Annotated in this window: 11 protein-coding genes; 7 read left to right on the top strand and 4 right to left on the bottom strand. The window is 72.7% G+C overall.

The window, feature by feature from the left end; translation table 11 throughout:
- The first annotated feature begins 74 nt into the window (after positions 1–74).
- A complete protein-coding gene (locus ABZ576_RS33350; RefSeq protein WP_360749538.1) occupies positions 75–887 on the top strand; it encodes a LuxR C-terminal-related transcriptional regulator in 813 nt (270 codons plus the stop codon).
- Positions 888–900: 13 nt separating this feature from the next.
- Here the strand turns inward: ABZ576_RS33350 and ABZ576_RS33345 are convergent, their stop codons facing one another.
- Positions 901–1323: a YjbQ family protein gene (locus ABZ576_RS33345; RefSeq protein ID WP_360749535.1), complete on the bottom strand. Its 423-nt coding sequence runs from the start codon at positions 1321–1323 to the stop codon at positions 901–903.
- A 121-nt stretch (positions 1324–1444) separates the two neighbouring features.
- Here ABZ576_RS33345 and ABZ576_RS33340 point away from each other — a divergent pair, with 121 nt between their 5' ends.
- The 3 genes from ABZ576_RS33340 to ABZ576_RS33330 all read left to right on the top strand — a co-directional run bounded on the left by ABZ576_RS33340 (position 1445) and on the right by ABZ576_RS33330 (position 3572).
- Entirely contained in the window at positions 1445–1528 is an 84-nt protein-coding gene (locus ABZ576_RS33340) for a putative leader peptide (protein WP_353962314.1), read from the top strand.
- A 191-nt stretch (positions 1529–1719) separates the two neighbouring features.
- On the top strand, positions 1720–2460 hold the full coding sequence (locus ABZ576_RS33335; protein ID WP_360749532.1) for an ABC transporter ATP-binding protein: 741 nt from the start codon (positions 1720–1722) through the stop codon (positions 2458–2460).
- Positions 2457–3572: an NAD(P)-binding domain-containing protein gene (locus tag ABZ576_RS33330; protein WP_360749529.1), complete on the top strand. Its 1116-nt coding sequence runs from the start codon at positions 2457–2459 to the stop codon at positions 3570–3572. The genes ABZ576_RS33335 and ABZ576_RS33330 overlap by 4 nt, the downstream gene beginning before the upstream one ends.
- Before the next feature lie 12 nt (positions 3573–3584).
- Here the strand turns inward: ABZ576_RS33330 and mltG are convergent, their stop codons facing one another.
- On the bottom strand, positions 3585–4505 hold the full coding sequence (gene mltG, locus ABZ576_RS33325; protein WP_360749526.1) for an endolytic transglycosylase MltG: 921 nt from the start codon (positions 4503–4505) through the stop codon (positions 3585–3587).
- A gap of 43 nt (positions 4506–4548) precedes the next feature.
- Positions 4549–6351, bottom strand: coding sequence for an ABC transporter ATP-binding protein (locus ABZ576_RS33320; RefSeq protein WP_360749523.1), 1803 nt, complete (start codon positions 6349–6351; stop codon positions 4549–4551).
- Positions 6352–6465: 114 nt separating this feature from the next.
- Here ABZ576_RS33320 and ABZ576_RS33315 point away from each other — a divergent pair, with 114 nt between their 5' ends.
- Positions 6466–6915, top strand: coding sequence for a MarR family transcriptional regulator (locus ABZ576_RS33315; protein WP_360749520.1), 450 nt, complete (start codon positions 6466–6468; stop codon positions 6913–6915).
- 91 nt (positions 6916–7006) lie between these two features.
- Here the strand turns inward: ABZ576_RS33315 and ABZ576_RS33310 are convergent, their stop codons facing one another.
- On the bottom strand, positions 7007–8611 hold the full coding sequence (locus ABZ576_RS33310; RefSeq protein WP_360749517.1) for a peptide-N4-asparagine amidase: 1605 nt from the start codon (positions 8609–8611) through the stop codon (positions 7007–7009).
- Positions 8612–8844: 233 nt separating this feature from the next.
- Between ABZ576_RS33310 and ABZ576_RS33305 the strand changes: the two genes are divergently transcribed.
- Positions 8845–10398 carry a M1 family metallopeptidase gene (locus tag ABZ576_RS33305; protein ID WP_360749514.1) on the top strand — a complete coding sequence of 518 codons (1554 nt, stop codon included), beginning with the start codon at positions 8845–8847 and terminating at the stop codon, positions 10396–10398.
- Positions 10399–10592: 194 nt separating this feature from the next.
- On the top strand, positions 10593–12587 hold the full coding sequence (locus ABZ576_RS33300; protein WP_360749511.1) for an N-acetylmuramoyl-L-alanine amidase: 1995 nt from the start codon (positions 10593–10595) through the stop codon (positions 12585–12587).
- Positions 12588–12806: the final 219 nt, after the last annotated feature.

Genomic DNA, 12806 nt, shown 5'->3' with positions numbered 1-12806 from the left:
CGGTATGCGTACAAGTACGTACGCCGAAGGGGGGAGCCGGGCGAGAACGCGCACGCGGGGCAGGAGAGGAACACGTGCGGCTGGACAGGGCCTACGAACGTATGACGGCGGTCGCCGTGGCCGCGCTGCACGAGCGGCGGCCCGAACGGCTGTGGCCCATGCTGGCCCGCGCACTGGCGGACGTGTGCGGCGGTGAGGCGGTCGTCCACAAACCGGACGACTGGAGCGAGAGCGAGGGCACGATCGGCACGGTGCCCGACGCCGCCGCCGCGGAGCTCGCACGGCTCGACGACACCGGGCTGGGACTGCTGCGGGCGGGCTATCCGTTCGCCCTCCACTACGCGGCCGGAGCCGACCGGACGCCGGTCTCCGCACAGCGGGCGGCGGGCCGTACCTGGCCGGACAGTCCGACGGCACGCCTGCTCGGCGAGACCCTCGACGTCGACCACGTGCTGGGGGTGCCGCTCCCGGAGAGCACCGCACCGATCACCGGGTGCCTCGTCTACCGCGCCGGTACGGACTTCACCGACGACCATCTGACCATGGCCGAGCGCGCCCAGCCGCTGCTGACGGCGGTCGAGCGGCAGCGGCAACTGCTGCTGGACTGGCGGCGGGGGCTGGGCCCGGCCGGCGCGCCGGACCAGCGGGCGGCGGACTGCGGGCTCACCCCGCGCGAGACGGCTGTCCTGCTGCTGCTCACGGACGCGCTCACCGCCGACGCCATCGGCCGCCGCCTCGGCATCTCGGTCCGTACGGTGCACAAACACGTGGAGAACCTCTACCGCAAGCTGGGCACCCGCGACCGCGTCGGCACGGTCCTGCGCGCCCAGCGGCTCGGCCTGGTGCCGTCACCCGGCCCGGCCGGGGCCGGCACCCGCTCCTCGTGACGGGGTTCTGTATTCAGCCCAGGAAGCTCAGCCGGACCCGGCGTTCGGGGTTGTCCTTGTTGGTGTCCACCAGGCAGACCGACTGCCAGGTGCCCAGTTCCAGGTGTCCGCCGATCACCGGGAGAGTGGCGTGCGGCGGGACGATCGCGGGCAGGACGTGGTCGCGGCCGTGACCGGGGCTGCCGTGCCGGTGCTGCCAGCGGTCGTCGGCGGGGAGCAGCGTGTGCAGGGCCGCGAGCAGGTCGTCGTCGCTGCCGGCACCCGTCTCGATGACGGCGATCCCGGCGGTGGCGTGCGGGACGAAGATGTTGAGCAGGCCGTCGCGGCCGGCCGCCGCCTCCCGCAGGAACTCCTCGCAGTCGGCGGTGAGGTCGACGACGCGTTCCCGGGACCCGGTGGAGACGTTCAGCATGCGCGTGGTGAAGGCATCGGACATGCCCTCATCCTGACCCATGCGCGGCCTTTCACGCCGCGCGGCACCACCGGATCCCGGCACGGGAGTCCATCCGCCGGGACACCGTTGACCGGCGCCCGTCCATCTCGCTACGTTCGGGCGCATGTTGCGTTCGGCACTGCTCACCACGCGCGGTCACATCGACCTGCTGCGGGTGGCCTCCGCCGCGTGTCGCCCCGGCTGCTGACGCTTCTCCCTCCCGCTCCCCGCTCCTCTCCTCGCGCGCGCTCCGCCGGCCCTCTCGCCACCTCGGGACCGTCCCCGCACAGCGCATGACGTGGCGGCGCCGACCACGTGGTCCCGCTCCGCCCGGCCGGTCACGCGTTCCCCGGCTCGCGCGCCGGCTTCGTCGTCCCTTCCTGGAAAGGCTGTGGCCGTATGGCGACCGACGTCCACCAAACGGCGACCGGATCCGTGGTCCGCGTCGAGGGGCTGACCCGCTCCTTCGACGGACGCGCGGTCATCGACGGTCTCCGACTCGACATCGCGCCGGGCGAGTTCGTGGCCCTGCTCGGCCGCGGCGGCTGCGGCAAGTCGACGCTGCTGCGTGTCCTCGCGGGCCTCGACCGGGAGATCGAGGGCACCGTCCTCGTGACGCGCCGCCGGGCCGTGGCCTGCCAGGCGGCTCGGCTCACGCCCTGGAAGAAGGTGTGGCGCAACGTCCTGGCGGGGCTGCCCGGCAGGCCCGAACGCGCGGGGGCCCAACGGGTGCTGGACGAGGTGGGTCTCGGGCACCGGGCCGGCGCCTGGCCGAAGGCCCTGTCCGCCGGCGAGGTCCAGCGCGTCTGCCTCGCCCGTGCGCTGGTACGCGAACCCGATCTGCTCCTGCTGGACGAGCCCTTCGGCGCTCTCGACGCGGTCGCCCGGCGCGAGGCCCGGCGTCTGGTCGAGGAGGTGGGGCGGCGACGGGGCTGCGCGGTGCTGCTGGTCACGGACGACGTCGAGGAGGCGGTGCTGCTCGCCGACCGCGTCCTGGTGATGGACGGCGGCCGGATCGCCCACGAGCAGCACATCGGCCCGGACCGGCCGCGCGAGAGCACCGACCCGCGGTTCGCCGCGCTCCGCGCCCGGCTGCCGGCGGGAAGCTTCCGTCGCGGTTCCCTGTTGGAAGAGGCGTGAACGGAGCACGCGAGGTCGAGGTCGTCGTCATCGGAGCGGGTCAGGCCGGCCTGTCCGCCGCCTACCACCTGCGGCGCACGGGCTTCGAGCCGGACGGCGGCTTCGTGGTGCTCGACCACGCTCCCGGGCCCGGCGGTGCCTGGCAGTTCCGGTGGCCCTCACTGACCTTCGGCAAGGTGCACGGGATGCACGCGCTGCCCGGTATGGAGCTGACGGACGCCGCCCCGGCCCGTCCCTCGGCCGAGGTCGTCCGGGAGTACTTCGACCGGTACGAGCGCGCCTTCGACCTGCGGGTGCGGCGGCCCGTGGACGTGCGGGCCGTGCGCGGGGGTGCCGGGGGCCGGCTGCTGGTGGAGACCACGGACGGCACCTGGTCGACGCGGGCCCTGATCAACGCGACCGGCACCTGGGACCGGCCGTTCTGGCCGCGCTACCCCGGTCAGGAGACCTTCCTCGGACGGCAGTTGCACACCGCGCAGTACACCGGTCCGGAGGAGTTCGCCGGGCGGCGGGTCGTGGTCGTCGGCGGTGGCGCCTCGGGCATCCAGCACCTGCTGGAGATCGCCCCGTACGCCGCCGCGACCACCTGGGTCACCCGGCGGCCGCCGGTCTTCCGCGAGGGGCCGTTCGACCAGGAGGCGGGGCGTGCCGCGGTCGCTTCCGTGGAGGAGCGGGTACGGCAGGGGCTGCCGCCGCGCAGTGTGGTCTCGGTCACCGGACTGCCCCTGAACGACGCCGTCCGGCGAGGCCTCGCGAACGGCGTCCTGGACCGGCAGCCGATGTTCGACCGGATCACCGAGGACGGCGTGGAGTGGCGACGGGGGTCCCTGTCGGAGGAAGGCCGGGAACTCGGGGGAGGCCGGCGGATGGCCGCCGACGTCATCTTGTGGGCGACCGGTTTCCGGGCCGCGCTCGACCACCTCGCGCCGTTGCGGCTGCGCGAACCGGGCGGCGGCATCCGGGTGGAAGGCACCCGCGCGGTCGCCGATCCGCGGGTCCACCTCGTCGGTTACGGTCCCTCGGCCAGCACCATCGGTGCCAACCGTGCCGGTCGGGCGGCCGTCCGGGACATCAGGCGCCTGCTCGCCGAGCAGGAGCCGGCCGCCGCATGACGTCCCGGCGGCTCAGCGGACCGGAGGCTGCGCCGGGGCGAGGGAGGACGGTTCGCTCCGGTCCATGGGCCGGTCCGTCGCCGCGCCCTGGCGAAGGGCGTTGAACTCGGCGACATTGCGCAGGTGCGAGGCGTAGTCCGCGCTGAAGCGCGTGTCCCCGGGCCGGACCGTGACGAAGTACAGCCAGTCGCCGGGCGTCGGATTGAGGGCGGCGCGCATCGCGTCCTCGCCGGGATTGTCGATCGGTGTCGGCGGCAGGCCCATGCGCTGGTAGGAGTTGTACGGGCTCTCGGTCCGGGTGTCGCCGACGCTGGTGTCGAGGGTGCTGCGGTTCATCGCGTAGTTGATGGTCGAGTCCATCTGGAGCGGCATCCCGTGCTCCAGCCGGTTGAAGATGACCCGGGCGACCTTGCCCATGTCCGCCTTCGTCGCGGCCTCGGCCTGGACGATGCTGGCGATGGTGACCGTCTGGTAGATGTTCATCGCGCTGCGCTGGGCTCCGGCCGCGACCGGTGCGGCGGTGTACTTGCCCATGGCGGTGTCCACCATGGACCGCAGCAGGGATTCGGGGGTGGCCCCTTTCTTCACGGGATACGTCGCCGGGAAGAGGTAGCCCTCCGGGTTGCCCCCTGCCTCCCCGGGCAGTTTGAGGGCGGCCTTGCCGAGGGACTTGAGGGTGCTGCCGGGGGGCAGTTGCAGGGCCCTGTCGATCGCGTCGTAGACCTGGCCGGCGCGCCAGCCCTCCGGGATGACCAGTGCGGCGGGTTCGGCCTGCTCGCGCCCGGCCCCCAGCACCAGCAGCGGCACCGCCACGGCGGTGCCGGCCACGACGGCGCCGGCCACGACGATGACGAGCCTGCCCCGGCGTGTCAGTCGGACTCTGCTCCGGCGTGTCAGCCGGTTCCCGCTCCGCGGCGGAGTGTTCGTCTGCATGCGGGCACGGTAGTACGCATATCGTCACAATCCCGGCATCTGTTCAGTTTGTCGGCTGCGGTTGCGCGTCCCGGCGCACCAGGGCCGCGTACCGGCCGTTCCGCTCCAGAAGCTCCTCGTGCGCGCCACGTTCGACGATCCGCCCGGCGTCCAGCACCACAATCTGGTCGGCTCCGCGGATCGTGGACAGGCGATGGGCGATGGTGATCGTCGTGCGGTCGGCCGACAGGACGTCGATGGCCTCCTGGACGGCGGCTTCCGTGCGGGTGTCGAGGGCGCTGGTCGCCTCGTCCAGGATGAGCACCGGCGGGTCGCGCAGGATCGTGCGGGCTATCGCCAGGCGCTGCTTCTCGCCGCCGGAGAAGCGGTGGCCGCGTTCGCCGACGATCGTGTCGTAGCCGTCGGGCAGCGCGGCTATGTGGTCGTGGATCTGCGCCGCCTTGGCCGCGGCGTGCAGCTCGTCGTCGGTGGCGTCCGGCTTGGCGAAACGGAGGTTGTCGGCGACGGAGGCATGGAAGAGGTACGTCTCCTGCGAGACGACGCCGACCGCGCGCGCGAGGGTGTCGAAGTCGAGGTCGCGGACGTCGACCCCGTCCAGGGTGACGCGGCCCCCGGAGACATCGTACAGGCGGGGCACCAGATAGCCGAGCGTGGATTTGCCGGCACCGGTCGGACCGACGACGGCGAGGCTGCCGCCTGCGGGCACGGTGAGGTCGACGCCGTCGAGGACGGGGCCGCCCTTGTCGTCGTAGCGGAACTCGACGTCCGTGAAGCGGATCTCGCCCTTGATCCGGTCGAGGCGGACCGGCCGCTCGGGCTCGGTGATGTCGATCGGCAGGTCGAGGTACTCGAAGATGCGCTGGAAGAGCGCCAGCGAGGTCTGGATCTGGACGCCGGTAGCCAGCAGGCTCACGGCGGGGCGGAACAGGCCCTGCTGGAGCGAGACGAAGGCGACGATCGTACCGAGCGAGACCTGCGGGCCGCCGAGCTGGAGGGCGAGGCCGGCGGTCCAGTAGATGACGGCGGGCATCGCCGCCATGACGATGGTGATCACGGCCATCCGCCAGCGTCCGGCCATGTTCGACCTGACCTCCAGGTCGACCAGGCGCTCGGACTCCGCGGCGAAGGAGGAGGTCAGCGAGTCGGAGCGGCCCATGGTGCGGCCGAGCAGGATGCCGCTCACCGAGAGCGACTCCGTGACCGTGGCCGCCATCGCGGCCATCTGCTTCTGCCGCTGGGTGGTGATCTTCTTGCGTTCGTTGCCGACGCGGCGGCTGATCCAGACGAACGCCGGCAGCAGGAGCAGCGAGACGATGGTCAGCCGCCAGTCCAGGGCGACCATGGCGACGATCGTCGCCACCACGCTGGTGGCGTTGGACACCAGGGAGGTGGCGGTGGAGGTGACGGTGGCCTGCATGCCGCCGATGTCGTTGGCGATGCGGGACTGCACCTCGCCGGTGCGGGTGCGGGTGAAGAAGGCGAGCGACATGCGCTGGAGGCGGCCGAAGACCGCGGTGCGCAGGTCGTGCATGACCCGCTGGCCCACGGTCGTCGAGATCAGCGTCTGGAGCACGCCGAAGACGCCGGCCAGGACGGCGCTCAGGATCATGCCGAGCGCGAGCAGGCTCAGCAGACCGGTGCGGCCCTGCGGGATGGCGACGTCGAGCGTCTCCTTCAGCAGGAACGGCGTGGCCACCGAGACCAGCGACGAGGCGCCGACGAGCAGGCCGACGACGGCGAGCCGCGCGCGGTAGGGACGGAAGAGCCGCAGGATGCGGCGCACCTGCCGGGGCTGTTCGCCGGCGTCGGCAGGCGGGGTCCAGGAGGGGTCACGGTCGGGGTGCATGGGCTCCTACGGGGGTGAACGGGCGCCGGCCGGGCGGAGGCCGACGATGGTTGACTGATCGTAGCTCATTGTTACCTATACTCACAATGAACGGCATCCTGATATTGTTCCCGCATGACCACCCCCGACTCCGACGGACTGCTCGCCGAGCAGTTGCTGCGGCTCACCCGCCGGGTGCACCGCATCCAGAAACGCCATCTGGAAGAGCGGGAGCTGGGCATCACACCGGCCCAGTCCCGGTTGCTGCGCACGCTCGCGCACTACGCCTCGCCCCCGCGCATGGCCGACCTGGCCGAGCGCCTGGAGGTCGTGCCCCGCGCGGTGACGACGCTGGTCGACGGGCTGGAGACGAGCGGCAGGGTCCGGCGGGTGGCGGATCCGGCGAACCGGCGCGTGACCCGGATCGAGCTGACGGACGAGGGGCGCGCGACCCTGCGCGAACTGCGCGGCGCCCGCCGCTCGGCGGCCGAGGAGATACTCGCCCCGCTGACGGAGAAGGAGCGCGAGGTGCTCGGCGTGCTGCTGGACTCGCTGATCGACGGGGAGAGCGCCCAGCGCTGCTGACGCGCCGGCCCCCGCTCCCCGAGAGGAAGCGGGGGCCGCGTGCAAGGCGGGACGGACCCGGCCGGCGGGCCGCCGTGCGCGCCGGCCGGACTCAGCAGCGGCGGCGGTCCTCCGTCAGCGCTCCCTGGACGGTCGTGAGCGAACGGTCGTAGCAGCCGTCCGGACCGAGGAGGCGGTAGCGCTCGGTGGACGTGCCGACCGCGTGCCGCTGGTCGCGCGGGACGTCGACCGTGTACGCGGCGTCGCCGCTCCAGGTGTCGTCCAGTCGCGACCACGCGGTGCGCCGGCCGCCCTCGCGCGTCACCGCCGTCGCCCGGTCGCCGAGGGTCAGCACGGTGCGCAGCCGGTCGTCCGCGCCGAGGGTGGTGGCGCCGTCGACGGTGTACGTCCGGTGCGTGCGCGTGGTGCGCGCGGGGCCATGGCCGGCGACCGTGACCGACTCGTCGTCGGTCCAGGTCGCGTCCAGCCCGTCCGTGTTCTCACCCTCGGTCCACCGGTGGACCGAGGTGTGGGCGAGCGTGCGGGTGACGGTGGTGGTCACCCGCCCGTGCGAGGTGTCGAGGTAACCGGAGACGGTGAGCCGGTGCCCGGCCCCGGTGTGCACGCGGTTCTCCTGACCGGGCGTGAAGACCGCGGAGTTCGCGAGGTCGGTCGCCCTGTCCTCGGTGAGCGCACCCGTGACGTGGGACCGGTGCGCGTCCTGCCACACCAGTACGTTCACCGGCGTGCTCCATCCCGGCTGCCCGGCGGGCACGCCGGCGACGGACACCTCGACGCGGTGCGGCCGGCCGTCGTTGAGCAGACCGGCGAAGGGCGTGAGGTCGTACTCGACGGGCCGCACGTCGAAGGCCCGCGGCGCCGGGACGACGTACCAGAGGAAGGGATTGGACCAGCCGCCCGTCCACACGTTCGGGAACGGCGCCGCGATGCCGGCGGGCCGGCCGTCGACGCTGATCTGCACCTCCCGGTACGGGCCGTGGTCGGCCTTGCACGAGTACGGAGCGGGATCGGGCACGGTCAGGTACCAGAACTCCTCGCACCCTCCGCCCGATCCGGTCGCGTACACCTCGGCGACGATCCGTTCGCTGTTGCGCGGGGTGGTGAGGGTCGTACCGGCGGACGTGTCCGTGAGGGTGAGCACCCGGTCGGGGGCGGGGGCCGTGGGGCGCCCCGCGTAGAAGGTCAGGGTGACGTGGACGTCGATGACACCGGTGTACGTGTCGTCGACCACGTTGCCGATCAGCATCTCGACGTCCCGGGCACCGCGGAAGGTGTCGCCGTAGCGGGTGACGTCCTTCTCCACGTGCCACTCGATGCCGTCGGGCGAGGGCTCCGGTGTGGAGGTGCGCAGGATCTCGACGCCGCCGACGCGCAGATAGCCGAGCCGGTCGTACTGACGGCCCTTCACCTTGCCGTCCAGGCGCAGGACGACCTTGCTCCAGCGGTCGCCGCAGCCCTCGGGAGGCGCGTAGGTGCCACGGTAGGGCGTGAAGTCGCGGAACCGGGCGTCGGCGAGGGTGACCTGGCACGACCTGGTGTGCGGCCGGCCGACGGGTGGTGCCGCGGTCACCGGGTCGTGCCAGTCGGTGCCGAACTCGGCGGGTGCGTCGGCGGCCCCGGCGGTTCCCGTGCCGAAGAGCGCGCCGGCCAGGAGGGTCGCTCCGGCGAGCATGGACATGACGATCCGTCTACTCATGGCCGTGTTCTACGGGCAGCCGAACCGCCCCGCAATGACGCCGCGAACGGAGAGGCGCGATAAGGACGGTGGCCGCGAGGGCCCGGCATCGGCACCGACGAGGGAACAATTGATGATATAAACGCACCTTACTGGCATAGTGCGCTCATGGAGAACATGACCGCCCGCAGCCCGGTGGGACGCACGGCCGCGCACCGGATCCCCCACTCGCGCGCCACCCCGGGGACCCTCCGGTGAGAGCGGCACCCGAACACCCGGAGACCCGGCATCCGCGTCATCGCCCCGTTCCCCGCGCCCGTCGCGCGCTCCTCGCCCTCGCCCTCACCGGAGCCGTCGCACTCACCGCCGACGCGCTCCTGGCCGGCGGACCGACGGCACACCGGGGCAGCCCCGGCGCCTCGGCCGCCCCGTCCGGCCCGGCCCCCACCCCCGGCGCCCCGGGCATCGGCGACCCCCTCATGCCGCTCGCCGGCAACGGCGGCTACACCGTCCGCCGTTACACGCTCGACTTCGACTGGCGGGCCCCGCGCACCCCCTTCGAGGCCGGCGCCACCATCAGCGCCGTCGCCACTCAGGCCCTGTCCCGCTTCGACCTCGACTTCGCGGGCAACACACTGCACCACGTCACCGTCGACGGGGCACCGGCCACCACCGCACGCGACGGTGACGAACTCGTCGTCACCCCCGCCAGGCCGCTGCGCCGCGGCAGCGCGTTCACGGTGCGCGTCGCCTACACCGCCGACCCGACACAGGGACGGCACCGCGACGACGCGATCCAGGACTACGGCTGGGTGCCCACGCCCGACGGCACCGTGGTCTGCGCGCAGCCCGACGGCGCCGCCCTGGTCTTCCCGGCGAACGACCACCCGAGCCTGCGCGCGCCCGTCACCTTCCACATCACCACCCCTCCAGGGCTCGGCGCGGTGGCCAACGGCCGCCTCGTGGGCACCCACCGGAGGCCCGACGGCCGCGTCCGGTGGACGTACGACTCCGAGGAGCCGATCGCCGCGCAGCTGGTCCAGATGGCGATCGGGCGGTTCACCTTCGTCGACAGCCGCGGCCCGCGCGGACTGCCGGTGCGCGACGTGGTCCCCGACGACCTGGTCGCGGACACCGCGGCGTACCGCTCGCTGACGCCCGGCCACATGGAGTGGCTGGAACGGCGGCTCGGCCCCTACCCCTTCCGCCGCTACGGAGTGCTGGTCGGGGACACGGACCTGCCGGTGGCACTGGAGACCCAGTCGCTCTCCGTCGTGCCGCGCGAGGACCTGCTGGGCGACCAGGTCGACGCCGAGCGCAACCTCGTCCACGAGCTGACGCACCATTGGACCGGCGACAGCGTCGCCATCCGACGCTGGTCCGACCTGTGGCTCAGCGAGGGCCACGCCCGCTTCTACGAGCGCCTCTACTCCGACGAGCACGGCGGCATGAGCATGGAATCCATGATGCGGTCGGCGTACGAGCAGCACGACCAGTGGCGCCATGACGAGGGCGCACCCGCCGAACCGTCCGAGGCGACGCTGTTCAAGGTGATGCGCTACGACGGCTCGGCACTGGTGCTGTACGCGCTGCGGGAGAAGGTCGGCGCGGAGACCTTCGAGAGGATCGAGCGGTCCTGGGTGACCGAGTACCGGGGCCGTACGGCGGGGACCCGGGACTTCATCGCCCTCGCCTCCCGCGTCGCACGGCAGGACCTGACCCCCTTTCTGACGGCGTGGCTGTACGGCTCGCACACCCCGCCCATGCCGGGCCACCCCGACTGGGCAGTGGACCCGGTCGAGGACTGAGCCGCGGCCTCCCGGCGCGGTGCCCCGGGAGGCGGAGTCACTGCCGCCGACCGGGTGGCCTCTGCTCGACCGCTGGTCCACCCCGGTGACGCTCGCCACGACGTGGCGCGCCAGGCACGGAAACGTACAAGGGGTGGCGTGACGAACAACTCCTTCGGTCTGGTGGCGACGAGCGTGGTTGGGAGAGCCCCCGCATGAGAAGAACCGTTACTGCACTTGTGCCCGGCGCAGTCCGGAGGTGCCGCCGGACGGCTTGCCTGATCGCCGGTGCGGCTCTGCTGCCGCCGCTGCTGATCCTGCCGATGTCCGGCGCCGACGAGCCGGCGGACCGGCGTCTCCAGGACGCCTTTTCGGACGCCGCCCGCGAGTTCCAGGTACCGCGCAGTGTGCTCATGAGCGTGTCCTACATGCAGTCACGCTGGGACTCCCACACGGGCGCGCCCAGCGTCGCGGGCGGCTTCGGGCCGATGCACCTGGTGGACACCGACCGCGTCAAGGGGCCGGCCACGCGGCAGCCACCGGACGGCGACCCCCGGCCCCGCCTGGGGTCCGCGGGCGCGGCCGCCACCACGGACGTCCCGTCCCGGCGCGTCGTGCAGCCCGCGGACCTGCACGCCGCGGCACGGCTGATCGGCACCCCGGCGGCACGGCTGCGGACGGACGCCGTCGCCAACGTCCGCGGCGGCGCGGCCCTGCTGGCGGCCACCCAACGCCGGCTCGGCAAACCGCTCAGCACCGACCCGGCGGACTGGTGGGAGGCGGTCGCGCGGTTCCCCGGCACACGTGACATCACCTCGGCGGCGGCGTACGCCGACGACGTGTTCGCCCTGATCCGCCGGGGAGCGCACCGCACCACCGCCGAGGGACAGCACGTCAGCCTCCCCGCCAGCCCCCGCGTACAGCCGCATCCCCGCACCGCGCCCGCACCGGGTTCCCGGCGGCCGAAGGAGGTCGAGTGCCCGGCCGAGCTGGCATGTGACTGGCTCGGCGCGCCGTACGAGGCGTTCGACGACAGCTACGGCAACCACGACCTGGCCGACCGGCCCAGGGACCAGCCGATCGAGTACATCGTCATCCACGACACCGAGGCGGAACTGCCGAGCATGTTCCAGACCGTGCAGGATCCGACGGAGTCGTCGTGGCACTACTCCATCCGCTCCAGCGACGGCCACGTCACCCAGCACGTCAGGACCAAGGACGAAGCCTGGCACTCGGGCAGCCAGTTCGTGAACGCCCGCTCGATCGGCATCGAGCACGAGGGTTTCCTCACGCACCCCGGTACCTGGTACACGGAGCGCATGTACCGGTCCTCGGCGCGGCTCGTGCGGTTCCTGGCGAAGAAGTACGACATCCCGCTCGACCGGCAGCACATCTTCGGCCACGACAACGTGCCCGCCCCGACCGCCGACACCATCCCCGACATGCACGACGACCCGGGGCCGTTCTGGGACTGGCGGCACTACTTCGACCTGCTCGGCGCCCCGCTGCGGGCCACGGCGGGTCCGGACAGCGACATCGTGACCATCCTGCCGGACTTCGCCAGGAACAAGCCGTCGTTCACCGGCTGCGACGGCAGCGGTGTGCCCTGTCCGCCGCACGGCTCCAGCGCCGTCCGCCTCTACACGGAACCGGACGAGCGAGCCCCGCTCATCCAGGACCCCGGCCGCAAGCCGGACGGCGAGGACTCGACCGAGGACGTCAACGACCTGGGATCACGCGTCTCCACCGGCCAGACGTTCGCCGTCGCCGACCGCAGGGGCGACTGGACGGCCATCTGGTACCAGGGGCGGAAGGCATGGTTCAAGAACCCCGCGAAGCACCCGACCGCCGTCGGGGCGACCGGCCGCATGGTCACGCCGAAGGAGGGCCTGGACGAGGTCCCGGTGTTCGGGCGGGCCCTGCCGGAGGAGGACGCCTACCCGGAGGACGTGGACGGCCCCAGCGAGTCGCCGCTCCCCTACCCCTTCCGGGCGGGCCAGCGTTATGTGACGCAGTCGGGTGTCGGCAGCTCCTACACCGCCAAGTCCTTCTCCGACACGCCGAACCCGGTGGTGTGGGGCCGGGAGAGGTACTACGAGATCCAGTTCGGCCACCGGCTGGCGTACGTCCGGGCGAGCGACGTGGACGTGGTGAACGCGACCGCCGTCGCAGGACCGCCGGGATACCGGGCCGACTCGGCCGGGCGATGACGGCCTGGACGGCGGGTGGCCCCGCACGGCGCGGCCCGGCAATGACGCGGACGGCGGGTGGCCCCGCATGGCACGGCCCGGCGACGACGTCTTCGGGAGCCGGGGATGATCGCTGAGACACCCCCTAGGCCGTGTCTTTCGGATCAGCCCGACTCCGGGGTGCGGTTCGTTGGTGGTGCCGGTGAGCGGGGCTTGGTGCGTGCAGCTGCAAGGCGGAGG

The sequence above is a fragment of the Streptomyces sp. NPDC013455 genome (genome assembly GCF_040632975.1).
Taxonomy (GTDB): domain Bacteria; phylum Actinomycetota; class Actinomycetes; order Streptomycetales; family Streptomycetaceae; genus Streptomyces.
This window is presented reverse-complemented; position numbering and strand designations above follow the sequence as displayed.